Source organism: Mesorhizobium sp. WSM3224 (genome assembly GCF_000427725.1).
In the GTDB taxonomy this organism is placed as follows: Bacteria; Pseudomonadota; Alphaproteobacteria; order Rhizobiales; family Rhizobiaceae; genus Mesorhizobium.
In genome coordinates this window covers 99,072-125,320 of record NZ_KE386577.1, presented here as the reverse complement: position 1 = coordinate 125,320, position 26,249 = coordinate 99,072, and the positions used below count along the sequence as shown (strand labels likewise).

Sequence of the window (26,249 nt, the reverse complement as noted above, 5' to 3'; positions counted from 1 at the left end):
GGTGATGTTCGTCCGCACCGCCAGCGAGCGTGACCTGGGCGCCATCCGGGCGCTGCTGGTCGAGACCTGGCACGCGACCTATGATGCCATCTACGGCGTCGAGCGGGTCACGGCTATCACCGACGACTGGCATTCGATCGCCTCGCTCAAGGCGCGGCTGGCGCGGCCGAATTCCGAGTTCCTGGTCGCCGACGATGGCAAGCGGCTCGGCGGCATGGCTTTCGCCGCCGCCACGACCGACCCCAAGATCGTCCTCCTGAACCAGCTCTACGTGCATCCGACCTGCCAGCGGCAGGGGATCGGCCAGTCGCTGCTCGATGAGGTCGAGGCCAGCTTTCCGGAGATGCGCACGCTGCGCCTCGAGGTCGAGCAAGCGAATGCCGCGGCGATCGCCTTCTACGAGGCGAACGGGTTCCGGCCGGCAGGTAGGACAGCGGATTGCGGCAGCAATTCGGGATTGCCCGCGCTCATCCTGGAGAAGCGGCTCGGCTAGGGCATTCCTTATTCATCGCGCGGTTTTGATTTGATCAGGCCGATCCGCGCGATCAAGGCTGCTCCTCGCCGGCGTCGCCACCCTCCATAAGGCAGAGGCGGCGCGACGGCGCGGGGATTGCATGCCGAGCTTGCCGGAACTGATGCCGACCGAAGTGTCGGACGAGACTTTTGGCGGCGTGACCTATCACGTCGCCGGTGAACTGGTGCCGGTGCTGTCGGTCGATGTGACCAACATGCCGGTCTATTTCGAACACCACATCCTCTTGTGGAAGAACACGACGATCACCATCGTCCTGAAGTCGCTGAAGGGCGCGCTGAAGCGAATGATTGCCGGCATGCAGATATTCGTCACCGAGGCGTCCGGGCCGGGCGTCATCGCCTTCAGCCGTGACGGGCCGGGCCATATCGTGCCGATCCATCTGCGGCGCGGCGAGGAGATCCAGGTGCGCGAGCACCAGTTCCTGGCCGCGACCGCCAGCGTCGACTACACCTTCGAGCGGGTGCGCGGCCTGGGAACGATGCTGTTTGGCCAGAGCGGTTTCTTCATCGACCGCTTCCGTGGCGAGACCGGCGACGGCATCGTCTGGCTGCACGGCTACGGCAATGTCTTCGAAAAGCTGCTTGCGCCCGGCGAGACCATCGACATCGAGCCCGGCGGCTGGCTGTTCAAGGACGCTTCGGTGAAGATGGATACCAGGATCGACAGGCTTTCCAGCGGCTTCTTCGGCGCCAACATGAATTTCGTCGTCAATCGCTTCACCGGGCCGGGCCGTGTCGGCATCCAGTCGATGTATCTGCATATGCCGTCGGAAGAGTAGGCGTCACGCGATCATGTAAAGCGCAGCGGCGGCGATCTGGCCGGCGCAAATGAAGATGACGCCGTGGCGCGCAGCGACACACGTGCCGGGATATCGCCCGGTCAGCTTGCGGGGATCTCCACATTGTCGATCAGTCTCGTCGTGCCGAGCCAGGCTGCCGCGAGCAGGCGGCCGTCGCGATGCCGCTGCCAGGGTCCGAGCGTGACGCTCGCGCGGGCGGCGACATAGTCGATCTTTTGGAAGCCCGCAGAGACAAGGGCATTGGCGGCGGCATCCATGGCACCGGCTTCATCAGCCTTGGCCGTAAGTGACGCCGCCGTCTGCCGCAGGATCACGTTGAACTTGCGTGCGATGTCGAGCTCGGCCTCGCCGAGATAGGCATTGCGCGACGACATGGCGAGGCCATGGGCGTCGCGCACCGTTGGCGCGCCGATGATCTCGACGGGCAGGTCGAGATCACGGCAGAGCTGTCTGACGACGCAAAGCTGCTGGTAATCCTTCTCGCCGAACACGGCGCAATCGGGCGCCGCCTGCAGGAAGAGCTTGGCCACCACGGTCGCGACGCCGTCGAAGAAATTCGGCCTGAAATCAGTCTCGAGGCCGCGGGAGGGGCCGCCCACCGAGATCTTCGTGGCGAATCCGGCGGGGTACATTTCACCCACGCCCGGCGTGAAGGCGAGATGGGCGCCCGCATCCCGCAACCGGTCGAGGTCCCGCGCCAGCTGGCGCGGGTATTTGTCGAGGTCTTCCGCCGGCGCGAACTGGGTCGGATTGACGAAGATCGAGACGACGCAGCGCTCGGCCCGTTCGAGCGCGATCCTGACCAGCGAGATATGGCCGTCATGCAGCGCGCCCATGGTCGGCACCATGGCGACCCTGAGACCGGCTCGCCGCCAGTCCCGGACCTGCGAGCGAAGGGCGGTGACGCTGTCTACGACGATTGGCTCGTTCATGTCTTGTCCTTGCGGGGTGTGGTCGTAAAGACATGGTCGTGGCTGGGAAAGGCGCGGCTGCGCACCTCTGCGGCATAACGCGCCGCCGCATCCGATATCACACCGCGCAAGTCCGCATATTGCTTGACGAATTTCGGCACGCGGTCGACGGTCATGCCGACCATGTCGTCGATCACCAGGATCTGGCCGTCGCAGTCGGCGCTGGCGCCGATACCGATGGTCGGTATGGAAATATGACGGGTCAGCTTCGCGGCCACGGCCTCCATCGTGCCCTCGATGACGACCGAGAAGGCGCCGGCCTTTTCAACCGCCTCGGCATCGCGGAACAGGGCAGCGATATTGTCCTTTGTCCGGCCCTTGATCTTGTAGCCGCCGTCCTTCTCTACCGACTGCGGCTGCAGCCCGATATGGCCCATGACCGGTATTCCTTCGGCGAAGATCGCCGCGATCTGGGCGGCCATGCCGACGCCGCCCTCGAGCTTCACGGCCTGGCAGCCTGTTTCCTCGACGATGCGCCTTGCCGACGCCACGGCCTGCGCCGGCGAAGCCTCATAGCTGCCGGCCGGCATGTCGACCACGACGCAGGCCTTGGCCGAGCCGCGCATCACGGCCTGGCCATGCGCGATCATCATCTCCAGCGAGGCGCCGAGCGTCGTGGCGTGCCCGTGCAGGACCATGGCGACGCTGTCGCCGACCAGGAGCAGGTCGACATGCGGATCGAGCAGGCGGGCGACAGGATAGGTGTAGGCGGTGAGGCAGACGATCGGCACGCCGCCCTTGCGGCGGCGAATGTCTTCGGCGCTGATCCGGCTGTCGGCGGACGAATCCCGGGTCAATCGTCACCTCCCTCAGGCGCGCCCGAAACGGGCGGCCGAGCTTTAGAAAGACAGGCCGCGCTTGGCAAGCCGCGCTGTGGCTGGGCAGCACGGCTGCATCGATTTAGCGCACGAAGCATTACGCTTGGGGCATGGCAAAACTCTTGCCTTCGCGGTGGCGTGACGCCATAAGCAGGGAAGGGCGCAGCCGCTGCCGCCGCGAGGATTTGGATGAAAACTTTCCTGCTGCAGTTTTTCACCTGGTGGAACAGCCAGACGCTCGGCACCCGCTTCCACACCTGGCGCTTCGGCAAGCGGGTCGGCGAGGACGAGGCCGGCAACGTCTATTACGAGGGCGGCATCGATTCGGAAGGCCGCACCCGCCGCTGGGTCATCTATCGCGACTATTCGGAAGCCTCGAATATCCCGCCGGGTTGGCATGGCTGGATTCACCACCGCGTCGACACAGCTCCATCGAGCGAGAGCTACAAGGCTCGCGAGTGGCAGAAGCAGCATCGGCCGAACCTGACTGGAACGCCCGGCGCCTATCGTCCGCAGGGTTCCATCCTGACCAACCAGCACCGCCCGCAGGTAACCGGCGACTACGACGCCTGGACGCCCGGTTCGTAAACGCGTCTTTCGGTCCTTTGTCGCCACAATTGGCGTTTAGCTGCTTGCTGATATCGCAGCCATGATTAGCCTTGGGCGATTGAGAGAATCACCCGGGCGCAACCACCGGTATCCTTGCATGAGTTATTTCGGCCGAATCTCGACGGGATTGTTCACGGCAGCTTCCGTTTTGGCCGCCTCGGCGGCGGCTTTCGCCGCCGCGCCGGCGCCGGCCGTAGCACCTTCGGCCTCGGAGCGCGTCACCAATCCGGTGGCCGAGTTCGCCGGCATCGACAAGATCACCGGCCGCATCATCACCTTCGACGTCTATATCGACGAGACCGTGCAGTTCGGTGCTTTGCAGGTGACGCCTCGCGTCTGCTATTCGCGGCCCGACACGGAGCAGCCCAAGACCGATTCCTTCGTCGAGGTCGACGAGATCACGCTCGACCGCAAGATCCGCCGCATCTTCACCGGCTGGATGTTCGCCGAAAGCCCCGGCCTCAACGCCGTCGAGCACGCCGTCTATGACGTCTGGCTCAAAGGCTGCAAGCAGAAGTCCGATGTGCCGCCGCCGACCGCGGCCAAGGCCGACACTGGTAAGCCGAAGACCGAGGCCGCCAAGCCCAACGCTCCGGCGCAACCGGCCGACGCCGCGCCCGAGCCGGCTGACGACGAGCCGGCCAGCGCCAACTGATCTCGGAACCTGCCCGCGCCTGGGCCGTTCCAGATCGGCGTCAGGCGAGGAGGATTCCGCGATGACCACCAAGAAGCCGATGACCGCCAGCAAGGAGGAGCTTCTCGACATCGAGAGAGGCTTCTGGGGCGGCGATTCTGCCTACTACCAAGCCAATGCGGACACGGAATGCCTGGTCTCGTTTCCGCAGATGGCCAAGGCGATGACCAATGCCGAATTGGCGGCGACGGCCAGCAAGCCCAACCGCTGGCACGACCTCGACATCAAGCTGAAAGGCATGGTCGAACCCGGCAGCGACATCGTCATGCTGGCCTACGAGGTACGCGCGACGCGCGACAATGGCGAACGCTATGCCGCCCTCGTCAGCACAGGCTATGTCCACCGCGTCAACGGCTGGAAGATGATGTTCCATGCGCAGACGCCGCTGGATACGGCGCAAGACTGATCCTCAAGGATAGAAGACAGCCTCGCCCTTCAGCGCCTCGGCGAGCAGCTTCTCATACTGGCCGCGCGGCACGTCGACGGCGCCGAAGCGCTTCAAATGCTCGGTGGTGAACTGCGTGTCGAGCAGCGCGAAGCCGCGTGCCTTCAGCCGCTCGACGAGATGGTAGAGACAGGTCTTCGAAGCGTCAGTTTCCCTGGCGAACATGCTTTCGCCGAAGAAGACGCGACCGAGCGAGACGCCGTAAAGGCCGCCGACCAGCCGTTCCTCGCGCCATGCTTCGACCGAATGGCAGTGGCCCAGGCGATGGAGCTCGACATAGGCTTCTCGGATCGGCGCGTTGATCCAGGTCGAGCGGCGCTCTTCGCGCTTTTCGGCGCAGCCGTCGATCGTCGCATCGAAATCGAAATCGTAACGGATGTCGAACGGATGTTTGCGGACCGTCTTCTTCAGGCTGCGCGGTGTGTGGAACCTGTCCAGCGGAATGATGCCGCGCGTTTCCGGCCGCACCCAGAACACTTCCGGGTCGTTGGCGCTCTCGGCCATCGGGAAGACGCCCGAGGCGTAAGCCCTGAGCAGCAGGTCGGTCGGGATGCGATAGCCTGGCGCGTAGGGGCGGGTCATCGCATCCCCGTGCTATTCACCTTTGGCCAGATATTCTTCCAGCCAGTGGATGTCATAGTCGCCGTTGGCGATGTCGGGATTGCCGACAAGGTCGCGGAACAGCGGCAGCGTGGTCTTGATGCCGTCGACGACGAATTCGTCGAGCGCGCGGCGCAGCCGCATCATGCATTCGACGCGGTTGCGGCCGTGCACGATCAGCTTGCCGATAAGGCTGTCGTAGTAAGGCGGGATCTTGTAGCCGGAATAGACGCCGGAATCGACGCGGATGCCGAGGCCGCCGGGCGTGTGGAAATGCGTGATCGTGCCGGGCGACGGCGTGAAGGTGCGCGGATCCTCGGCGTTGATGCGGCATTCGATGGCATGGCCGTTGAACTTGATGTCTTCCTGCCTGACCGACAACCCGCCGCCGGAAGCGACGCGGATCTGCTCGTGCACAAGGTCGATGCCGGTGATAGCTTCGGTCACCGGATGCTCGACCTGCAGGCGCGTGTTCATCTCGATGAAGTAGAACTCGCCGTTCTCGTAGAGGAATTCGATCGTGCCTGCGCCGGAATAGCCGAGGTCGGCAATCGCCGTGGCGCAGATGCCGCCGATGCGCGAACGCTCCTCGGCATTGAGGGCTGGTGAATTGGCTTCCTCCCAGACCTTCTGGTGACGGCGCTGCAGCGAGCAGTCGCGCTCGCCGAAATGCACGCCGTGGCCGGCGCCGTCGCCGAATACCTGCACCTCGATATGGCGCGGCTTCTGCAGATACTTCTCGATATAGACGGCGTCGTCGCCGAAGGCCGCGCCGGCTTCCGACTTTGCCGTCTGCAGCGCGACTTCGAGGTCAGCTTCGGTCAGCGCCACCTTCATACCGCGGCCACCGCCGCCGGCGGAGGCCTTGATGATCACCGGATAGCCGATCTCGGCGGCGACGCGCTTGGCTTCCTTCTCCTCGCTGATCGCGCCGTCGGATCCGGGCACGACGGGGATGCCGAGCCGCTTTGCCGTGCGCTTGGCCTCGATCTTGTCGCCCATGATGCGGATATGGTCGCCCGACGGGCCGATGAAGGTGATGTTGTGGGCGGCAAGGATGTCGGCGAACTTGGCGTTTTCCGACAGGAAGCCGTAGCCCGGATGCACGGCGTCGGCGCCGGTGATCTCGCAGGCGGCGACGATTTGATGGATGTTGAGATAGCTTTCGCGCGAAGGTGGCGGGCCGATGCAGACGCTCTCGTCGGCAAGCCGCACATGCATGGCATCCGAATCCGCCGTCGAATGGACCACCACCGTCTGGATGCCGAGTTCCTTGCAGGCGCGTAGCACCCTGAGGGCGATTTCGCCGCGATTGGCGATGAGGATCTTTTGAAACATCCGGCCCGCTCTACTCGATGACCACGAGCGGCATGCCGTATTCGACGGGTTGGGCGTCCTCGATGAGGACAGCCGTCACCGTGCCGGCGCGCGGCGAGGGGATCTGGTTCATCGTCTTCATCGCTTCGATGATAAGCAGCGTCTGGCCTTCCTTGACCTTCTGGCCGATCTCGACGAACGGCTTGGCATCGGGCGAGGGCGCCAGATACGCGGTGCCGACCATCGGCGAGGGTACGGCGTTCTTGGACAAATCGGCGCCCGCAGCCGGGGCGACCGCGCCCGGCTGAGCCGCAGCCAAGGAACCCGCGGCAATCGCGGGCAGCGGCGCGGCGACCGCATGGACGGCCTGCGCCTGTCGCGACACGCGCACCTTGAGATCGCCGAGCTCGACCTCGATCTCAGTCAGGTTGGTGTCGTTCAGTATGCCCGCCAGGTCGCGGATCAGCTGCTGGTCAACACCGTTCTTCTTTATCGACATTTTCGAGCCTTCTGTTTGGGAGCCGGTCACAGTCGCGCCGCCAGTGCCTGCAGCGCAAGCGTGTAGCCGAGCGGCCCGAACCCGCAGATCATGCCGACAGCGACCGGCGCGACCATCGAGACGTGGCGGAAGGGCTCCCGCGCGTGGATGTTGGAAAGATGGACTTCCGCGACGGGGAGCGGTGCTACAGCGCGGATGGCGTCGTGGATTGCGATCGAGGTATGGCTGTAGGCGCCGGGATTGATGACGATCCCTGCCGCCTTGTCGCCGGCCTCCTGGATCCAGTCGACGAGGTCGCCCTCATGGTTGGATTGGCGAAAGTCGATCTCCAGCCCGAGCGCGGCGCCGGCCGCCTTGCAATCCTCGGCAATGGCCGCAAGCGTCTTGCCGCCATAAATCCCCGGCTCGCGCTTGCCGAGCGCATTGAGGTTGGGACCGTTGAGGACAAAAATCGTTTTCAATATGCCGACCTTGTTTTACGCCGACCCCAAGCCGGCGCACTGGGCCTCTATAATGGGCATAGCCGCCCGCGAAAAGAGCGCAAGTGCGTTCTTTCGCTGTCCACAGCGGCCGGCTTTTGCACTCTAATGCATGTCGCCCAAAAGTGCGCAGCGGTTTTGGGAGAACGACATGCATCAAAACAAGGACCTAAAGCGCGTCGCTTGGACCCCGTTTCAACGCGACGCGCTTTAAGACGCTTAGAGCGCGCTCTTTGCCTCTTCGATCTTTTCCGCCAGGACCTGCTGGCCGAGCGCTCCGAAGATCACCTCGTTGCCCACCACATAGGACGGCGTGCCGGTGATCGACAGTTTCGTCGCGAGGTCATAGGTGCGCGACAGCGTTTCGGCGATGCGGGGGTCCTTCATCTTCTCGCGCAGCGTCGCCTCGTCGGCGCCGAGCGAAAGCGCCACCTTGATCGCGGTCGCTTCGGTGGCGCGGCCCTGGCCGCCGAGCAGCGCGGTGTGGAACGCGCCGTATTTCTCCGGGTGCATCAGGTGGAACGCCATGGAGACCACGCTGGCCTTCTGCGAATCCGGGCTGAGGATCGGGAATTCCTTGAGAACGAAACGCAGGTCGGAGTCGGACTTGGTCAGCGCCTGCATGTCCTCGATGGCGCGTTTGCAGAAGCCGCAATTATAGTCGTAGAACTCGACGATCGTCACCTTGCCCTTCTGGTTGCCGACGACGCCGTCGAAGGTGGAATTGAAGATCTCGTCCTTGGCATTCTTGATCACACCGAGCGCGGCGAGCCGCTGCTCTTCTTTTTGCTTGGCCTCGAGCGCGTCTTGCACCTCGAGCAGGACTTCCGGATTCTTCAGGAGATAGTCGCGGATGATGCCCTCGACCTCCTTGCGATCAATCTTGGTGTCGGCGGAGGCCTTGGTGTCGGTTGAGGACGTGACCTGTGCCACTTGCACGGTGTCGGCCTTCGCGATCTGCGGGTTTCCCGCCACGAAGCCGAAGGCCAACATGCCGAGCGCCACCGCCAGGCCGCCAGCACTGCCAAGCAGGATTGCCTTGTTCATGATCGTCGTTCCTTTTGCCTGTTCCGGTCCGCCTTGGTCGCCGCCAACGTCCGGGAGGTTCATTTCAGTTTGTTCGATGGCGTGTAGTTTATGATATCCTGAGCGCGGACCCAGCGGGGTTCGCCGCGCTTCAATTTCTGTTGAGCGCGCATGGCGAATATTTTGGCGTTTTTATAGTCGCCCGCATAGTAGTGGCCCTCGGCGGTGGCGAGATCGGCGGCCGGAATGTCGCCGAGCTCGCCATATGCCTGCGCAAGGAAGCGATAGGCTTCGGAATTTTCCTTGTCCCGCCCGACGCCGCTGTTGAGCTGGGCGACCGCTTTCTTCAGCGAATCGGGTGTGCCCGCCGCCATGAGCGCCTGGCCGAGAGAAACCGACAACAATCCGGAGCGCGCGGGATCGAGGCTGACCGCCTTGGAATAGGCGTCCGCCGCGTCCTTCGGCTTGTTGATCTTCATCAGGATGTCGCCGCGCAATTCATGGAAATAGGGGTTCTTCGGCTGTTCCTTGATCAGCGCCGCCGTCTTCGTCAACGCTGCGCCCGGATTGCCATAGAGATAGGTCTGCTGCGCGTCGCCATAGCGCGAGGCGAGGCTGGTCGGGTTCTTGCGCATCAGCCGCGCAACGGCCGCCTGGCCCTGCATATAGGCGGCGATCTTGATGCGCATCATGTCATGTCGCTGCAGCAGCGTCGGCGGGTCGACGGCGTTGACGAAAGGGCTTTGCTTGACGAGCGCTTCGAGGTTGGCGATGCGCTCCTGCGGCATCGGATGGCTGATGCGGTAGGGGTCGACCTGGGTGCCGGCCAGCGACAGCGCGCTCTGGAAGCGACCGAAGGTCTTCAGCATGCCCATGCCGGACTGGCCGGTGGCGTTCAGATAGGTAATCGCCGAGCGGTCGGCGGTGATCTCTTCGGTGCGCTGATAGGCAAGGATGCTGCGCTGTGCCATCTCGCCGCCGCCGGCGGCGACGCCCATGCCGGCGCCGGCCAGGCCGCGGCTGTTGGTGGTGGCGCCGGCAACCATGGCGCCGGCGCCGAGCAGCGTGGCGATGATGGCCATGGTCTTGGCGCGGTCGAGCTGGTCGCGCAATTTCTGCTGGTGTCCGCCGGCGATGTGGCCGGCCTCGTGCGCGATAACGCCGATGATCTCGTTCGGCGTTTCGGCGGTCACCAGCGCGCCGGTGTTGATGAACAGGCGCCGCCCGGTGACGAAGGCGTTGAAACTTTGATCGTTGACCAGGACGATGTCGATACCGTCATTGGCAAGCCCCGCCGCCTTGAAGATCGGCCGGGCATAGTCACGCACCAGCGCCTCGATCTCGGCGTCGCGCACCACCGGCACGCCTTGCGCGAAGGCGTTGACCGAGCTTGAGACGGCGACAGTTGCGGCAAGCAGAAGCGTCGCGAAGCCGCGCGCGGTTCGGCTGAGGGATTTCGATTTGCCAATCAATGGTCGGGGTCGGCTCAACATAGGTCCACTGGTAGACGAGCGGGCGAAAGATGAAAAGTCGGCGCCGGTAACTTCCTGCGTGCTTGTGATCCCCACATCAATCGGGCATTTGTGCGGCGCTGTCCTTGAACTGGGGCAGTTCAAGGACAAGTCCACGACGGTTTGTGTCCGGGATTTCGCCGAATAAGGGCAGTTGGAAGAGGTCAAATGGTCGTTTCGCTTTCGCGCCGGGGGGAAGTCGAGCCGTTCCACGCCATGGATATCCTGGCCGAGGCCAACCGGCTGAAGGCCACAGGCGTGCCCGTGGTGTCGATGGCTGTCGGCCAGCCATCCGACCCCGCGCCGGTCGGCGTCCGCGCGGCGGCGGCCGCGGCTCTGAGGCATGGCCGCATTGGCTACACCGACGCTTTGGGTCTGGCCGACCTGCGCAAGGCGATCGCGGAACATTATGGCGAGCATTACGGGATCGACGTCGCGCCGTCGCGCGTTGCGGTCACGACCGGCTCGTCGGCCGCCTTCAACCTGGCTTTCCTGGCGATGTTCGATCCGGGCGACCGCGTCGCCATCGCCGCGCCCGGCTATCCTGCCTACCGCAACATCATGGCCGCGCTCGGCATCGAGATCGTCGAGATCGAGCTCGGCTCGGATGCCTACCTGCATGCCGAGCACTTGAAGGCCGCGCATCGCGAGAGGCCGCTGAAAGGCGTGCTGTTCGCCAGCCCTGCAAATCCGACCGGCGCGGTGATTCCGGCGGACGAACTTGCCGCGCTGGTGAGGACGGCTGAGGAACTCGGCATCGCCGTGATCTCGGACGAAATCTACCACCGGCTGGCCTACGCGGCGCCGGATGTCACCGCGCTGGCGCATGGCGCCGGCGTCACCGTGATCAACTCCTTTTCGAAATACTATTGCATGACCGGCTGGCGCGTCGGCTGGATGGTGCTGCCCGAAGAACTGGTGCGGCCGGTCGAGCGTGTCGCCCAGAGCCTCTACATCTCGCCGCCGGAATTGTCGCAGATCGCCGCGATCGAGGCCTTCAAGGCGACGCAAGAGCTGGAGAAGGTGAAGGCGCGCTATGCCTGGAACCGCGATCTTCTGATGAAGCGGTTGCCGAAGCTTGGTTTCGCGCTCGCCGCACCGATGGACGGTGCCTTCTATGCTTTCTGCGACGTCACCCGTCACACCAATGACAGCATGGCTTTCGCGCGCAAAATGCTTGCCGAGGCGCATGTCGCGGCGACGCCCGGCCGCGATTTCGACCCGCTGCAGGGGCACCGCACCATGCGCTTTTCCTATGCCGGCAGCCATGACGACATGGTCGAGGCGCTGGCGCGCATCGAACGCTGGCTGAAATAGCGGCCATGCCGGAACTCGAACAAGCATTGGCCGAAGTGGCCGCCGAAATGGCGGAGCGCACAGATCGCGGCGAGGTGGCGACTTACATCCCGCAGCTCGGCAAGGTCGATCCGAAGAAATTCGGCCTCGCCGCCGTGACCAATGATGGCCGCGTCATCCTTGCCGGCGACGCCGATCAGCCCTTTTCGATCCAGAGCGTCTCGAAAGTCTTCACCCTGACGCTGGCGCTGGGCAAGATCGGCGACGCGCTATGGCACCGCGTCGGCCGCGAGCCGTCCGGCAATCCGTTCAACTCGATCGTCCAGCTCGAGCATGAGAACGGCATCCCGCGCAATCCATTCATCAATGCCGGCGCCATCGTCGTCTCCGATGTCCTGCTCGCCGGCCATCAGCCGCGCGAGGCGATCGGCGAAATCCTGCGCTTCATCCAGTTCCTCGCCGATGACGAGACGATCATCATCGACCGCGACGTGGCGGCATCCGAGCGGGCCACCGGCTACCGCAACTTCGCCCTGGCCAACTATATGAAATCCTTCGGCAATCTTCATCACGAGCCGGAGCTGGCGCTGGGTGTCTATTTCCATCATTGCGCGATTGCCATGAGTTGCCGCCAGCTTGCCGTGGCCGGCCGCTTCCTCGCCAATGGCGGCAGGAATCCTGCGACCGGACATTCCGTCGTGTCGGCTGAACGGGCCCGCCGCATCGGCGCGCTGATGCTGACCTGCGGCCATTATGACGGCTCCGGCGATTTCGCCTTCCGCGTCGGCATTCCCGGCAAAAGCGGCGTCGGCGGCGGCATCCTTGGCATCGTGCCGGGCGTGGCTTCGCTGGCGGTGTGGTCGCCCGGCCTCAATGAGAACGGCAACTCCAAGCTCGGCTCCATCGCCCTGGAGAAGCTCGCTCGGATGATGAACTGGTCGATCTTCGCGCCTTAAAAAGCAATTCCAGGAAAAGTGCACAGCGGTTTTCCGTAAGGAATTGCGCACGCGGAAAGGACATCGGGGAAATGAAAAATCCCGCGCCGGACGCGGCGCGGGACTTTTTAAAAGATCAGTCTAACGATCTGAAAGGTTTAGAAAAAACCCTTGCGCTGCCACCAGCCGGCACGCTTCGGCTTGTCCTCGGTCTTGGCCTCATCGGACACGTTCGAGGACACGACTGGAACAACCGGCGCGTCGATCGGCTGCTGCTTGCGCCGCGTCGGATGGGCATTGGCCGCAGCCTCCGCCTCGGGCTCCGCCGCGGCAACTGCCGGCTCGGCAGCCACGGGCGCGACCTGGGCTTCGGCTACAGGTTCGGACACCGTCTCGGCCACGGTTTCCTCGGCTGCCTTCTTGGCCCTCGAACGGCGGGGCTTCTTCGGCTTTTCGACCGCCTCGGCATCGTCATTGGCCGCAGCGGGAGCGACAGGCTCTTCAGTCGGAGCCGCTATTGCCGGCTCGCTAACCGCGTCCTCGCCTTGCGCCGCTTCACCCTCGATGTCGCTAACAGCTTCGCCGGCAACGGCCTCTGAGGCCTCGTCCTCGCGGCGGTTGCGTTTGCCGCCGCGCTTCCCGCGCCGGCGCTTCTTGCCGGAACCGTCGTCGGCAGCGGCCGCCACGGCGTCGCCGCCGGCGGTCACCTCCTCGACGGCCTCTTCTGTCGCATCGTCATCGGCTTCGCCAGCTTCCGTCGATGCGGCCTCGGCATCGCCATTGTGCTCACGGTCGCGATCCCTGCCGCCGCGCCGCCGCCGGCGCTTGCGGCGCTTGCGATCGCGGCCTTCGCCGTCCTCGGACCGCTGCTGCTGGCCCTGCTGCGGATGGCGCGGCTGTTCGGCCTGGACCGGAACTTCCTCTTCCTCTTCGACGACGATCTCGTCTTCGGGCTCTTCCGGCTCGGCATAGGCCGGCAGGCTGCGCACCTCGACAAAACCCTCCGGCTTCTCGGCAATTGCCCCACGGAAGATCGCGTAATGCTGGGTGCCGAGCGTTTCGTCAGCCTCGATCGTGATCGTCAGACCGAAGCGGGCTTCGAGCTCCACCAGATTGGCGCGCTTGTGGTTGAGCACATAAAGCGCGGTCGCCGACGGTGTGCGCACGACGATATGGCTGCGCGAATCCTTGAGCAGGAATTCCTCGATCGCCCGCACCACCATCAGCGCCACGGAGGAATCGGAGCGCACATGGCCCGTGCCGCCGCAATGCGGGCAGGGCTTCATGGTCGATTCCAGCACGCTGGCGCGGATGCGCTGGCGCGACATTTCCATCAGGCCGAAATGCGAGATTCGGCCGACCTGGATACGGGCGCGGTCGTTCTTGAGGTGATCCTTCAGCCGCTTCTCGACGGAGCGGTTGTTGCGGTTCTCCTCCATGTCGATGAAGTCGATGACGATGAGGCCGGCAAGGTCGCGCAGCCGCAACTGGCGTGCGACTTCCTCGGCCGCTTCCAGATTGGTGTGGAGCGCGGTCTCCTCGATCGAATGCTCCTTGGTGGAGCGGCCGGAGTTGACGTCGATCGAAACCAGCGCCTCGGTCTGGTTGATGATGATGTAGCCGCCGCTCTTCAGCGTCACCTGCGGCTGCAGCATGCGGTCGAGCTGTGCCTCGATGCCGTTGCGCACGAAGATCGGCGTCGTGTCGCGGAACGGCTGAACCACCTTGGCGTGGCTCGGCATCAGCATGCGCATGAAGTCCTTGGCCTCGCGGTAGCCGTCCTCGCCGGAGACCAGGATTTCGTCGATATCCTTGTTGTAGAGGTCGCGCACCGAGCGCTTGATCAGGCTGCCTTCCTCATAGACCAGGGCAGGGGCGGAGGACTGCAGCGTCAGGTTGCGGACGTTTTCCCAAAGCCGCATCAGATATTCGTAGTCGCGCTTGATCTCTGCCTTGGTGCGGCTTTCACCGGCGGTGCGCAGGATGACACCCATGCCCTGTGGCACGTCGAGGTCGGACACGACCTCCTTCAGCCGCTTGCGGTCCTGGGCATTGGTGATCTTGCGCGAGATGCCGCCGCCACGCGCCGTGTTCGGCATCAGCACCGAATAGCGGCCGGCAAGCGAAAGATAGGTGGTAAGCGCCGCGCCCTTGTTGCCGCGCTCTTCCTTGACCACCTGCACCAGAAGGATCTGGCGGCGCTTGATGACTTCCTGGATCTTGTACTGGCGGCGCACCGGCTTGCGGCGGTTGCGGATTTCCTCGAGCGCGTCTTCAGCGCCGACCGATTCGACCTCGTGCTCGTCCGAATGCGAGGCCGAGACATCCTCCAGCATGCCGCGATCATCGTCGCTGGCTGTGGCTTCGCCACTCTGCTCGGGCTGATCGGTGTGCGGGACCGCCTCGGAAACCACGTCGGCCTCGATGTTTGCGGCAATCGAGGTGGGGCCACCTTCGGATGGCTTGCCATCCTCGTCGTCCGCGGCGTTATCTTCGTCAGCCCCTGCGGCGGGTTCTTCAGCCGTTTCCGATGCGACTTCGACGGCTTCGGAAACTGTTTCGGCATTTTCTACCGGGGCATCGGCGGTCTCGCCGCCAGCTTCCTCGTTCCAGGCAGCCTCGGCTGCGGTTTCGTCAGCTGCCGCGGCTTCAGCCGGGCTTTCCCCATTTTCCGAGGACGCGTGCTTGTGCTCGCCGCGGTCGCGGTTCTTGCCGCCGCGCCGACGGCTGCGCCGGCCGCCGCGGTCGCGCGCCTGCTGCTCCTCGCCGTTCTCGGCCTCCTCGTCGTCTTCGTCCTCGGCCTCCTGCGCTTCGGCGCGCAGCAGGGCCTGACGGTCGGCGACCGGGATCTGATAGTAATCGGGGTGAATTTCACTGAAGGCGAGAAAACCGTGACGGTTGCCGCCATATTCGACAAAGGCTGCCTGGAGGGAAGGCTCGACCCGGGTTACGCGGGCGAGGTAGATGTTTCCTTTGAGCTGCTTCTTGTCCTGGGATTCAAAGTCGAATTCTTCAATGCGGTTACCGCGAACGACAACAACGCGTGTTTCCTCCGGGTGGGAGGCGTCTATTAGCATCTTGTTGGGCATTATTTTGTTTCCTGTCGGCAGCCGATGGCCGCAGCTGGCGTGGCAGAGCCCGCCGCTGTGCGCCAATACTTGTGTGCTTGCCGGATAATTGAATGTCCGCCGACCGCCGCTTGAGCGCAATGGCGGTGCCGCCCGCAGCCATTATGGCGCGGTTTGATGCGGACCTTTCCATGATTGCGCTTGAAGCCATCGGCACCCAGCAGAACCTTTTGAACCAAAGCCCGGACTTGAGCCGGACCAGCTTGTTTGCTCACAAAGAGCCGGCGCGGGGCAAACCCGGCCGTTTTCCTCACGCAAGCGATTCCCCCGCCACGAGGGCACGCCTGCGAAAATCGTCGCGACCACCTGAGCCTGGAAGGGTGAAGGAGCCGCCTTTGCATCCGACCTTTGGCAGGAAACTGCTAAGGCGAGCGGTTCCAGGATTGCAGTGATCCAACGTCGCTTTTATGATTTGGCGGGATGGAAGGCAACCCCGATTTCGGATGCCGGCAAAAAGCGCTTCCGCAGGGGAAGGCGCCTTCGTCCCACTCCATGAAAGGCTTGGTTAACCTTCTCTGAATACCAATCGTTAATCGAGTTGGTGGCTGACAGGCACTCTGCGAGAAGACCGGGCGCAATGCGTCAAACCGGGAGCGACTGGAAAGAGATGGGACTGGCAGGCACCGCAGACAAGAGGGGTGGGGCCGCGGCGCATTTCCCGCGCATGGCCTGGGCCGCCTTGCTGCTAGCGGTCCTGTTCTGTTTCACAGCCGCAGCGCGTGCCGACGCCGTGCTTGGCGCGACCGGCTACAAGATGGCCGGCGACGCCACCAAGATGCGCATCGTCGTGAACTTCGACCGCGAGCCGGACGTCAAATGGTTCCTGCTGCGCGGCCCCAATCGCCTGGTCGTCGATCTGCCGCGAACGCGATTCGCCCTCGACACCAAGGATGTGAAGCCGCGTGGCCTTGTGCGGGCTGTCCGCTATGGCGATCAGGGACATGGTTCGCGCCTGATCCTCACCGGCAAGGGTCCCTTCGCGGTCGACAAGCTCGACGTGCTCAAGAACGACGACGGCAGCGGCTACCGCATTGCCATCGATATGTCGGCTGCCTCGGAGCGGGAGTTCGACGACGCTCTGGCCAACCAGGCGCTGACGACAGGTTCTACGGTTTCCACCGAAAAGGGCGAACGGGTCGGTACCGGACCGGTCTCGGCGCCCGGCCATCGCTTCACGGTGGTTGTCGACCCGGGCCATGGCGGTGTCGATGGCGGCGCCGAAAGCTCCGCCGGCACGATCGAGAAGGACGTCACACTGGCTTTTGCCAAGGAACTGCGCGACAAGCTGGCCGCAGTCGGCAAATACGATGTCTATATGACGCGCGACAATGACGTTTACCTGCCGCTCGACGAGCGCGTGCGCATCGCCCGCCAGCACGAGGCCGACCTGCTGATCTCGATCCATGCCGATACGATCGCCGTCAAAGGTCTTCGCGGCGCCACCGTCTACACGCTGTCGGATAAAGCATCCGACCCCGAAGCCCAGGCGCTCGCCGATCGCGAAAACCTGTCCGACCAGTTCGCCGGGATGAAGATCGAGGACGACAACAAGGAAGTCACCGACATTCTGATCGACCTGATCCGCCGTGAAACCCATGGTTTCTCGATGAGCTTCGCCCATACGCTGGTCGGCCAGCTGTCGAGCAGCGTCGGCCTCATCAACAACCCGCAGCGTTCAGCCGGCTTCAGGGTGCTCAAGGCTCCGGACGTGCCGTCCGTTCTGGTCGAACTTGGCTACCTCTCCAACGCCAGGGACGAGGCGCAACTGCTCAACGCCGACTGGCGCGGCAAGGCGGCGCAAAGCATAACCAACGCCGTTGCCCTGTTTGCCGCCGCCAAGGCAGGAACCGCGACAGGCGGCTGACCGGCCGCACCCGTTCACAACCGCCGGACGTCTACAACCACAAGCAGCGTTGCATGACGACAACACCCGGCGTTATTATTCGGCAGCCGAGTCCTCAAATTTCGCGCTGCCGTATTTTGTCCACATGGTCGCGACATGGGTTTTTGATTGCGGATTGGGACCGCCCCGGGAAGCTTGCGCGACTGTCGGCTTCGTTTAGGAAATTCCCGAACCTCGGACTGGAGCGGGCATGATTCGTCTCATCGGCTATTTCTTTGGCATCGGCACGACGCTGGCGCTGCTGGTGGCGGCCGGGCTTGCCATCTACATCAGCCAGCTGACGAAGGACCTGCCCGATTACGAGGTTCTGGCCAAATACGAACCGCCGGTGACGACACGCATTCACGCCTCCGACGGCGCGCTGATGGCCGAATATGCGCGCGAGCGGCGTCTCTATCTGCCGATCCAGGCAATACCCGACCGCGTCAAGGCCGCGTTCATGTCGGCCGAGGACAAGAACTTCTACAACCACCCCGGCATCGATATCACCGGCCTTGGTCGCGCCATCGTCGTCAACCTGCAGAATTTCGGCTCCGGCCGGCGACAGGTCGGCGCTTCGACGATCACGCAGCAGGTGGCGAAGAACTTCCTGCTCAGCTCCGACCAGACCTATGAGCGCAAGATCAAGGAGATGATCCTGGCCTTCCGCATCGAGCAGGCCTATTCGAAGGACCGCATCCTCGAGCTGTATCTCAACGAAATCTTCTTCGGCTTCGGCGCCTATGGCGTCGCGGGTGCCGCGCTCACCTATTTCGACAAGTCGGTCAACGAACTGACGGTCGCCGAAGCGGCCTATCTCGCCTCGCTGCCGAAGGGCCCGAACAATTATCATCCCTTCAAGCACGCGGACCGCGCGCTGGAGCGCCGCAACTGGGTCATCGACCAGATGGTCGAGAATGGTTACGTCACCCGCGAGGAGGGTGACAAGGCCAAGGCCGAACCGCTCGGCGTGACGCCGCGCCGCAATGGCTCCTACCTGTTCGCCGGTGAGTATTTCACCGAGGAAGTCCGCCGCCAGATCATCGCCCGCTATGGCGAGAATGCGCTCTACGAGGGCGGTCTGTCGGTGCGCACCACGCTCGATCCCAAGATCCAGCTTATCGCCCGCAAGTCGTTGCAGAGCGGCCTGCTCAAATACGACATGCTGCGCGGCTATCGCGGACCGGTGACGCATATCGATGTTTCCGGCGACTGGGGCGTGCCGCTCGGCAATGTGAAAGGCCTCGAGGACGTGCCGGAATGGAGTTTGGCCGTCGTGCTCGACAGTTCAGCCGACGGCCTGACCATCGGCCTGCAGCCGACGCGCCAGGCCTCCGGCGATCTCGTCAAGGAGCGCGTCCAGGGAACGGTCAGCAAGGACGACATGGGTTTCGCCATGCGCCACTTCGTCAACGGCAAGTCCGTGAGGGCGAAGTCTCCGGCGGAAGTGCTGGAACCCGGAGATGTGGTCTTCGTGCAGAAGAATGACGGATCCGACAACACCTACATGCTGCGCCAGGTGCCAGAGGTCGAGGGCGGCCTCGTCGCCATGGATCCGCATACCGGCCGCGTGCTCGCGATGGTCGGCGGCTTCTCCTACGCGCAGTCCGAGTTCAACCGCGCGACCCAGGCGATGCGCCAGCCCGGCTCCTCGTTCAAGCCGATCGTCTATTCGGCGGCGCTCGACAATGGCTATACGCCGGCCTCGGTGATAATGGACGGCCCGATCACCATCCAGAGCGGCAACACCACCTGGACGCCGAAGAACTATGACGGCACGGTCGCTGGTCCGGCCACCCTGCGCTCCGGCATCGAGAAGTCGCGCAACCTGATGACCGTGCGGCTCGCCAACGACATGGGCATGAAACTGGTCGTCGAATATGCCGAGCGTTTCGGCGTCTACGATCATCTGGCGCCCTACCTGCCGATGGCGCTCGGCTCTGGTGAAACCACGGTCATGCGCATGGTGTCGGCCTATTCGATCATGGCCAATGGCGGCAAATCGATCAAACCGTCACTGATCGACCGCATCCAGGACCGCTACGGCAAGACGGTGTTCAAGCAGGACGAGCGCGGCTGCGAAGGCTGCAACGCCACCGAGTGGAAGAACCAGCCCGAGCCGGAGCTGGTCGACAATTCCGAGCAGGTGCTCGATCCGATGACAGCCTACCAGATCACCTCGATGATGGAGGGCGTCGTCCAGCGCGGCACCGGCGCCACCATCAACGAGCTCGGTCGTCATATCGCCGGCAAGACCGGCACGACCAACGACGAGAAGGACGCCTGGTTCATCGGCTTCACTCCGAACCTCGTTGTCGGCCTCTATATGGGCTATGACACGCCGCGCGGCCTGGGTCATGGCGCCACAGGCGGCGGCCTCGCGGCCCCGATCTTCAAGGATTTCATGCGCGTTGCGCTCGACGGCAAGCCGAATACCGACTTCCAGGTTCCGGACGGTATGAAGCTGATCGCAATCAACCGCAAGACCGGCATGCGCGCCGCCGAAGGCGATCCGAACACCATCATCGAGGCGTTCAAGCCCGGCACCGGCCCGGCCGACAGCTACTGGGTGATCGGCATGGGCGCGGATGGCTCGAATGGTTCCGGCGGGGCGCTGTCGCCGCAGGCCAACCAGGCCATCCAGGATGGCGGCGGCGGCCTCTACTGACGTTACCAGGTTTCGAAATGGGCCGGCAGGTTAGTGCCGGCCCATTTCGCTTTACAGGCCGCGACGGCGTGCCTATGTATCGCGCCTATCCCGCAAAAGACCGAAAAAACAGGACTGAACGAAAAGCCATGCGCGCGGAAACGCTCAACATTGTCGACGAGATCAGGCAGGCGATAACCCTGCTGAGGAGGCATCTTTGACTGGGATCAGGCCGTAAAGCGGCTTGAATACCTGAATTTACGCGCCGAGGATTCCAGCCTCTGGAACGATCCGACCGAAGCGCAGAAGCTGATGCGGGAGCGTCAGGAGCTGGAAGATGGCATCGCCGCCGTCAAGGGAATGACGCAGGCGCTGGAAGACAATATCGGCCTCATCGAACTCGGCGAGGAAGAGGGCGACGAAGGCGTCATCGCGGAAGCGGAGGCAGCGCTGCGCTCGATGCAAGGCGAGGCGAAGGCCCGCCAGGTCGAGACGCTGCTTTCCGGCGAAGCCGACGCCAACGACACCTATCTCGAAGTCCATGCCGGCGCCGGCGGCACCGAGAGCCAGGACTGGGCCTCGATGCTTTTGCGCATGTACACGCGCTGGGCCGAACGGCGACGCTTCAAGGTCGAGGTGCTGGAAGTCCACGATGGCGAAGAGGCCGGCATCAAGTCCGCCACGTTGCTGATCAAGGGCCACAACGCCTATGGCTGGCTGAAGACCGAATCCGGCGTCCACCGCCTGGTGCGCATTTCGCCCTATGACAGCAATGCGCGCCGCCATACGTCCTTCTCCAGCATCTGGGTCTATCCAGTCGTCGACGACAGGATCGAGATCGACGTCTCTGAATCGGACGTGCGCATCGACACCTATCGCTCGTCCGGTTCGGGCGGCCAGCACGTCAACACGACGGACTCGGCGGTCCGCATCACCCATATCGCCACCGGCATTGCGGTCGCCTGCCAGGCCGAACGCTCGCAGCACAAGAACAAGGCCAAGGCCTGGGAAATGCTGCGCTCACGCCTATACGAGGAAGAGCTGAAGAAGCGTGAAGCGGTGGCCAATGCCACCGAGGCGTCGAAGAGCGACATCGGCTGGGGTCACCAGATCCGTTCCTATGTGCTGCAGCCCTACCAGTTGGTGAAGGATCTGCGCACCGGCGTTGAAAGCACCTCGCCGTCAAGCGTGCTCGACGGCGACCTCGACGAGTTCATGGAAGCCTCGCTCTCGCACCGCATCGAAGGCGGCGCCGGTGAAGCGGTCGCTGACCTCGACTAGGCCCATGTTCAGGTCAGGCCGGTCCGTAAATCGCTGTGACCTGCGCTTCCCGTCCCTCACTGACCCAGTGTCCGCTCGGTTGTCGGAAATCAGCTATTTTCGGACCGGCCTGAATCCGACACATCCTGTGCCTCGCAACCGTGGAGGAAGCCGGTGACTCGCGCCCTTGCAGGAAAATGCTTCTGTGGCGCCGTCCACTATGAGGTGGCCGACGCCTTCGCCTACGCGGCGAACTGCCATTGCTCAAACTGCCGGCGCACCACCGGCTCGGCCTTCAAGCCCTTCGCCGGCATCGAGCGCGACAAGTTCCGTCTCACCGCGGGCGGTGACAAGCTGCTGATCTTCGGTGACGACATAGGTCATGACGCCCATTGCGGGCAATGCGGCTCGCTCATCTATTCATTGGTGCGTGAGGGCGCCTACGTCCATATCGCCATGGGAACGTTGACGGACGATCCAAGCATTCGCCCGACTGCACATATCTTCGTCGGTTCCAAGGCGCCATGGTTCACGATTACAGACGATCTGCCGCAATATCGTGAACATGCCGACGGCTGAAGGCCGGAACCTCTGTCGGCGGAACTTCGTTCTTAGGCACCCTGGTCGCAGGCCTGTCGTTTGGTTCTCAACGAGCAAGTCTGCGCATCTTTTCGTGGCCGAAGCTTAAGCCCGGGCGCGCTACGATGGCGCGCCCACTTCTTGCGCCGGCCAAGGAATCAGCTCAGCATTCGGGCTGTGGGATAGAAGCATTGACGGCCGGACGCGGCATCACTGCGCCTGACGATCCGGCCACTGGGAAGATACGTTCTTGGAACGGGCAAGCGAAAACGCTTGATGCTCGAAAGGAACGCTTCGATGTCTGCTGCCATATCAAGATCGGCCCAAGCCGTTCGACCGGCTGGCCGACTTTTGTTTTCCCTGCTTGCGGTCGAGATGATCGCCGCGCTGATGGCGACAGCCACTGCGCATGAGGCGCAACCCACGGCGGCCATGCCACAAGGCTGGAAATATCCCTTTGCCTGCTGCGCCAACTACGATTGCAAGGAGGTGCCGCAGTCGTCGATCAGCGAGCGGCCCGAAGGCTATGTCATAAAAGGCACGGGCGAGGTGGTGGCCTATGCCGACAAGCGGGTCAAGAACTCGCCCGACGGCGAGTACCATTGGTGCGCGCATCAGGCCGGGCTCGATGCAGGCAAGACGATTTGCCTGTTCGTGCCACCGCCCTCTTACTAGACTTCGCGACGCAGACGCGAAGCGCGAGAGAACTTCGAGCACGCAGGATATCTGCCGAAGCTGCTGACAGACGGTTGTCAGGATCGCTTCCTTATGTTGCCCTGCAGCCAGCGGGAATTCCAGCTTGGCGGCGGGAAACGGAGAGGTGATTCTGATGACGATCAAGGGAAGCTGCCACTGCAAGGCGACGACGTTCGAGGTTTCGGAAGCGCCGCAGACTGTGACGCAATGCACATGCTCCTTCTGCTCCAAGCGCGGGTCGTTATGGGCCTATTATGTGCCGTCGCAATTCAAGCTCACGAGTCCTCCAGGGAACGTCTCCTTCTATCGCTGGGGCTCCAGGACCGTGAAGCACGGTTTCTGCGCTACCTGCGGCTGCGGCACCTTCACTGAAACGCCCGATTGGTCGACCGGGAAGCCGGATTTCGACAACCCGAAGATCAGCGTCAATTCGCGCCTGATCGACGATTTCGACCTGGACAAGGTCGAGGTGGTGGTCATCGACGGCAAGAATTTGTGGTAGGCGGGCGAGAGCCGGCCGCCTTAACTCCGCCGGCCGCATTCCTGTTCCGTTTTTCGCCGCATTTCATGTTACAAAGCAGCGGAAGGGCTGATTTGGCGCGGCTGCAAAGGCCGCGAATTGGAGAGGGACCAATCCGATGAAGAAGACTGTGCTCGTCGCTGTTGCGACGGCTCTGCTGGTGAGCGCCTGCACCACCACCGATCCGTATACCGGCGACCAGAAGATCTCGAATACGGCGGCCGGCGCCGGCCTTGGCGCACTGGCAGGCGCCAGCCTTGGTCTGCTCGCCGGCGGCAATGACCGCCGCAACGCCCTGATCGGCGCTGGCATCGGCGCGCTCGCCGGCGGCGCGATCGGCGCGACGATGGACCAGAACGAGGCCGAGCTTCGCCGTCAGCTGCAGGGTACCGGCGTCAGCGTCACCCGCAGCGGCGACCAGATCATCCTCAACATGCCGTCCGACATCACCTTCAACGTGGACCAGGACGCCGTTAAGCCGGGCTTCTATCCGGTGTTGAACTCGGTCGCGCTGGTGCTGAAGAAGTTCCGCCAGACGACGGTGGACGTCTTCGGCCACACCGATTCGACCGGCGGCGACGAGCACAATTTCGACCTGTCGCAGCGCCGCGCGCTGGCTGTCGCCAACTACCTGTCCGGCCAGGGCGTCGACCAGCGCCGCTTCGCCGTCACCGGCTTCGGCAAGACCCGCCCGATCGCATCCAACGCGACCGCCGCCGGCCGCGAGCAGAACCGGCGCGTCGAAATCCAGTTGTCGCCGCTCACCTGACAAGGCGGCACCAACATGAAACGGCCCCGGTCTGGGGCCGTTTCTGTTTGAACCTCTTCCAGCCAAAAAAAGCGATCAGGCGACTTCCACCGTTTGCCGGGCCAGTTCCCGAATGAAGCCTCGCAGCGAACGCGGCTCGCGACCGAGCACGGCGCGCAACGTCAGACCGTTTCCGCCAAGGCCGTATTTGGCATAGTGGTCATGGACTTTGGCCAAGAGCTGCTTTTGGCGGTCGTTGTAGGGAAGGCCGGCATTTGCCGCCCATTCGCCAAATGTCGGCTCGCCGGCATCTATGGGGCGGCCAAGCTCCTCAGCCATCATCGAAACGATCTCAACGCGGCTATGCATGCCGTCGGCACATAATTCGAGCGAGGCATAGGACAATCGCGCTTCGGTCAACGCGATGGCCGCCACCTCGGCGACATCGCGGTAGTCGACACGCGCCACCTTCGCGGTCTTTGGAAACGGCTCCGAGAAGACGCCATGCTCGACGACCGATGGCCAGGCGGCTGCGATATTCTGCATGAAATTGGCAGGGTGCAGAATGGTGTAATCCATGTTCGTGGAAAAGAGAGCGTCTTCGACAGGCACCTTGCTGGCATGGTTTTTCAGCTTTGCATTGGTGGGCTGGATCACCGACGAGAAAACGAACTTCCGAACGCCTGCCTCCGCCGCCGACTCGACCATGGCGACACCCATGGCCGCTTCATCGGGTGCAAAGGCCGGGCCAATGTGGAAGACGCCGTCTATGCCCTCAAGGGCGGTTTCGAGGCTTTGACGATTGCGCAGATCTCCAATCGCGACCTCGGATGCTCCGACCTGCCGCGCCTTCCCGGCATCCGCGGAGTCGCGGATGAGTGCTCGAACCTTGGCATTGCGGCGAACCAGCTCAGGCACGACAAGCCCGGCAAACCGGCCTGTAGCGCCTACTACCAGGACGGCTGGATTGGATGCTTGCATGACAATTCTCCTTCCATCGATCTGTTCCGGGACCTCCGGTAGGGAAGAGATATTAAGTCATGAATTTCGTTACAATCAGTCGATATTGCGATATGTTCTCTCGCAATTCGGGATAATCCATGAAGGTAATCCATGAACCGGATAGATGATCTTGAGGCCTTTATCGCAATCGTCGAGCAGGGAAGCCTGACGGCTGCCGCGCGCGGTACGAATCGCTCGCTGCAGGCGATAAGCCGGTCCCTGGCGACGCTGGAGGAAGCCATCGGGGTCGAACTGGTGCACAGAACGACGCGCAGTTCGACACCGAGTGAAGCCGGAGCGACGTTTTTCCGCCGCATCAAGCCGGCGGTCGACCAGATCAACGAAGCAAAACTTCAAGCGGCCAACCAGCGGTTGGAGCCATCAGGGATACTGCGCATAAGCGCGCCGGTTCTGTTCGGCCCGGACTTTCTCGTCCCGATCATTGCCGAATACATGCGGATATACCCTCGGGTCGAGGTTGACCTCCAGCTTTCCGACGGGTTCGTCGATCTTGGTGCAGAGGGCGTCGATTTGGCGATACGGATCGGCGATTTGCCGGATTCCAGCTTGCGGGCGAAGCGCCTGGGGGCGTTGCGGCGCGTTGTCTTCGGTGCGCCTCCCTATTTTGCACAGCGCGGCCGACCGGCCCATCCCTTCGACTTGAATGAGCACAATTGCCTCATTCGAAACGCTGACGGGCGCCCGAGTGAATGGATGTTCCGGATTGAAGGACAGCCTCGGACCGTGAAGGTCACGGGCACTTTCCGATCCAATCTCATGACCTCGATCTATGCCGCCGCGATCCAGGGACTGGGTTTGGGCTACTCGCCGCTTTGGCAGATCAGGCATCTGGTGGACAACGGTCGCGTCGAACTGGTCTTGACGGAGTTCGAGCCGTTGCCGGTGCCGATACATGCGCTGTGGCAGGAAGGCAGGTCTTCTTCGGCCAAGGTTCGTGCGTTTCTGGACATGACGGCGGCCGGGCTGGAGCTCAAGAACCTGTAGCGCTTCGATTTCAGACGTAACCAGATTCCGCCCTACTGAAATCGCTGCGTAACCCGGCTCTCCGATATCGAGGCACGACGGCTGAAGTCGCCGCCGATCCACCTCGATCGGTGTTCGCCGTCCGTGACGGCACCGCTCGAGGTCAGCCGAAAGAAGGAGGTATCAATGGCTCACATACACCCTTTCGCAGCCCTCGGCATGGCTATTCCGAAACCGCGGAAAGGATTAGCATCAATGCTGTTCCAAAG

Annotated in this window: 26 protein-coding genes; 16 read left to right on the top strand and 10 right to left on the bottom strand. The window is 63.2% G+C overall.

The window, feature by feature from the left end; genetic code table 11:
• Positions 1-4 precede the first annotated feature (4 nt).
• Positions 5-493 (top strand): GNAT family N-acetyltransferase, encoded by a 489-nt coding sequence (locus YU3_RS0134670; protein ID WP_027170432.1) that lies wholly within the window; start codon positions 5-7, stop codon positions 491-493.
• A 121-nt stretch (positions 494-614) separates the two neighbouring features.
• A complete protein-coding gene (locus YU3_RS0134665) occupies positions 615-1,313 on the top strand; it encodes an AIM24 family protein (RefSeq protein ID WP_027170431.1) in 699 nt (232 codons plus the stop codon).
• A 101-nt stretch (positions 1,314-1,414) separates the two neighbouring features.
• Here the strand turns inward: YU3_RS0134665 and panC are convergent, their stop codons facing one another.
• Both panC and panB read right to left on the bottom strand, forming a co-directional pair.
• Positions 1,415-2,266 (bottom strand): pantoate--beta-alanine ligase, encoded by an 852-nt coding sequence (gene panC / locus YU3_RS0134660; protein ID WP_027170430.1) that lies wholly within the window; start codon positions 2,264-2,266, stop codon positions 1,415-1,417.
• On the bottom strand, positions 2,263-3,102 hold the full coding sequence (gene panB, locus YU3_RS0134655; protein ID WP_027170429.1) for a 3-methyl-2-oxobutanoate hydroxymethyltransferase: 840 nt from the start codon (positions 3,100-3,102) through the stop codon (positions 2,263-2,265). The genes panC and panB overlap by 4 nt, the downstream gene beginning before the upstream one ends.
• A gap of 210 nt (positions 3,103-3,312) precedes the next feature.
• Between panB and YU3_RS0134650 the strand changes: the two genes are divergently transcribed.
• The 3 genes from YU3_RS0134650 (at position 3,313) to YU3_RS0134640 (ending at position 4,832) form a co-directional block, all read left to right on the top strand.
• On the top strand, positions 3,313-3,711 hold the full coding sequence (locus tag YU3_RS0134650; RefSeq protein WP_027170428.1) for an NADH:ubiquinone oxidoreductase subunit NDUFA12: 399 nt from the start codon (positions 3,313-3,315) through the stop codon (positions 3,709-3,711).
• 118 nt (positions 3,712-3,829) lie between these two features.
• Entirely contained in the window at positions 3,830-4,387 is a 558-nt protein-coding gene (locus YU3_RS0134645) for a DUF2155 domain-containing protein (RefSeq protein ID WP_027170427.1), read from the top strand.
• Positions 4,388-4,448: 61 nt separating this feature from the next.
• A complete protein-coding gene (locus YU3_RS0134640; protein WP_027170426.1) occupies positions 4,449-4,832 on the top strand; it encodes a hypothetical protein in 384 nt (127 codons plus the stop codon).
• Between the two features lie 3 nt (positions 4,833-4,835).
• Here the strand turns inward: YU3_RS0134640 and aat are convergent, their stop codons facing one another.
• From aat to YU3_RS0134610, 6 genes are all read right to left on the bottom strand, one after another.
• Positions 4,836-5,453 carry a leucyl/phenylalanyl-tRNA--protein transferase gene (gene aat, locus YU3_RS0134635; RefSeq protein WP_027170425.1) on the bottom strand — a complete coding sequence of 206 codons (618 nt, stop codon included), beginning with the start codon at positions 5,451-5,453 and terminating at the stop codon, positions 4,836-4,838.
• A gap of 12 nt (positions 5,454-5,465) precedes the next feature.
• Entirely contained in the window at positions 5,466-6,809 is a 1,344-nt protein-coding gene (gene accC, locus YU3_RS0134630) for an acetyl-CoA carboxylase biotin carboxylase subunit (protein ID WP_027170424.1), read from the bottom strand.
• A gap of 10 nt (positions 6,810-6,819) precedes the next feature.
• Positions 6,820-7,287, bottom strand: coding sequence for an acetyl-CoA carboxylase biotin carboxyl carrier protein (gene accB / locus YU3_RS0134625; protein ID WP_027170423.1), 468 nt, complete (start codon positions 7,285-7,287; stop codon positions 6,820-6,822).
• Between the two features lie 26 nt (positions 7,288-7,313).
• Entirely contained in the window at positions 7,314-7,748 is a 435-nt protein-coding gene (gene aroQ, locus YU3_RS0134620) for a type II 3-dehydroquinate dehydratase (RefSeq protein WP_027170422.1), read from the bottom strand.
• A 237-nt stretch (positions 7,749-7,985) separates the two neighbouring features.
• Entirely contained in the window at positions 7,986-8,813 is an 828-nt protein-coding gene (locus tag YU3_RS0134615) for a DsbA family protein (protein WP_027170421.1), read from the bottom strand.
• A 59-nt stretch (positions 8,814-8,872) separates the two neighbouring features.
• Positions 8,873-10,285, bottom strand: a complete 1,413-nt coding sequence (locus YU3_RS0134610) for a M48 family metalloprotease (RefSeq protein ID WP_027170420.1) — start codon at positions 10,283-10,285, stop codon at positions 8,873-8,875.
• 186 nt (positions 10,286-10,471) lie between these two features.
• On the opposite strand from YU3_RS0134610, the gene YU3_RS0134605 reads away from it, so the two are divergent.
• Complete coding sequence (locus YU3_RS0134605; protein WP_027170419.1) at positions 10,472-11,620, top strand: aminotransferase class I/II-fold pyridoxal phosphate-dependent enzyme; 1,149 nt, start codon at positions 10,472-10,474, stop codon at positions 11,618-11,620.
• Positions 11,621-11,625: 5 nt separating this feature from the next.
• Positions 11,626-12,555, top strand: a complete 930-nt coding sequence (locus YU3_RS0134600; RefSeq protein ID WP_036260390.1) for a glutaminase — start codon at positions 11,626-11,628, stop codon at positions 12,553-12,555.
• 137 nt (positions 12,556-12,692) lie between these two features.
• On the opposite strand, the gene YU3_RS0134595 is transcribed toward YU3_RS0134600, so the two are convergent.
• The gene (locus tag YU3_RS0134595; protein WP_027170417.1) at positions 12,693-15,623 is read right to left on the bottom strand and encodes a ribonuclease E/G; all 2,931 of its coding nucleotides are present in this window, start codon (positions 15,621-15,623) and stop codon (positions 12,693-12,695) included.
• 92 nt (positions 15,624-15,715) lie between these two features.
• Here YU3_RS0134595 and YU3_RS41125 point away from each other — a divergent pair, with 92 nt between their 5' ends.
• From YU3_RS41125 to YU3_RS0134560, 8 genes are all read left to right on the top strand, one after another.
• Positions 15,716-16,054 carry a hypothetical protein gene (locus tag YU3_RS41125; RefSeq protein WP_156913710.1) on the top strand — a complete coding sequence of 113 codons (339 nt, stop codon included), beginning with the start codon at positions 15,716-15,718 and terminating at the stop codon, positions 16,052-16,054.
• Between the two features lie 272 nt (positions 16,055-16,326).
• Positions 16,327-17,526: an N-acetylmuramoyl-L-alanine amidase gene (locus YU3_RS0134590; protein WP_051334220.1), complete on the top strand. Its 1,200-nt coding sequence runs from the start codon at positions 16,327-16,329 to the stop codon at positions 17,524-17,526.
• 229 nt (positions 17,527-17,755) lie between these two features.
• On the top strand, positions 17,756-20,212 hold the full coding sequence (locus YU3_RS0134585) for a penicillin-binding protein 1A (RefSeq protein WP_027170415.1): 2,457 nt from the start codon (positions 17,756-17,758) through the stop codon (positions 20,210-20,212).
• Between the two features lie 128 nt (positions 20,213-20,340).
• A protein-coding gene (gene prfB, locus YU3_RS0134580; RefSeq protein ID WP_156913709.1) for a peptide chain release factor 2 occupies positions 20,341-21,472 on the top strand; the annotation gives its coding sequence in 2 pieces (ribosomal slippage) (positions 20,341-20,406 and positions 20,408-21,472; 1,131 coding nt in all).
• Positions 21,473-21,625: 153 nt separating this feature from the next.
• On the top strand, positions 21,626-22,030 hold the full coding sequence (locus YU3_RS0134575; RefSeq protein WP_027170413.1) for a GFA family protein: 405 nt from the start codon (positions 21,626-21,628) through the stop codon (positions 22,028-22,030).
• Positions 22,031-22,327: 297 nt separating this feature from the next.
• Complete coding sequence (locus tag YU3_RS0134570) at positions 22,328-22,705, top strand: hypothetical protein (RefSeq protein WP_027170412.1); 378 nt, start codon at positions 22,328-22,330, stop codon at positions 22,703-22,705.
• 154 nt (positions 22,706-22,859) lie between these two features.
• The gene (locus tag YU3_RS0134565; protein ID WP_027170411.1) at positions 22,860-23,228 is read left to right on the top strand and encodes a GFA family protein; all 369 of its coding nucleotides are present in this window, start codon (positions 22,860-22,862) and stop codon (positions 23,226-23,228) included.
• Positions 23,229-23,364: 136 nt separating this feature from the next.
• On the top strand, positions 23,365-24,015 hold the full coding sequence (locus YU3_RS0134560) for an OmpA family protein (RefSeq protein ID WP_027170410.1): 651 nt from the start codon (positions 23,365-23,367) through the stop codon (positions 24,013-24,015).
• 75 nt (positions 24,016-24,090) lie between these two features.
• On the opposite strand, the gene YU3_RS0134555 is transcribed toward YU3_RS0134560, so the two are convergent.
• Positions 24,091-24,975 carry an NmrA/HSCARG family protein gene (locus YU3_RS0134555; RefSeq protein ID WP_027170409.1) on the bottom strand — a complete coding sequence of 295 codons (885 nt, stop codon included), beginning with the start codon at positions 24,973-24,975 and terminating at the stop codon, positions 24,091-24,093.
• A 132-nt stretch (positions 24,976-25,107) separates the two neighbouring features.
• On the opposite strand from YU3_RS0134555, the gene YU3_RS0134550 reads away from it, so the two are divergent.
• Entirely contained in the window at positions 25,108-26,001 is an 894-nt protein-coding gene (locus YU3_RS0134550) for a LysR family transcriptional regulator (RefSeq protein WP_027170408.1), read from the top strand.
• Positions 26,002-26,249 lie beyond the last annotated feature (248 nt).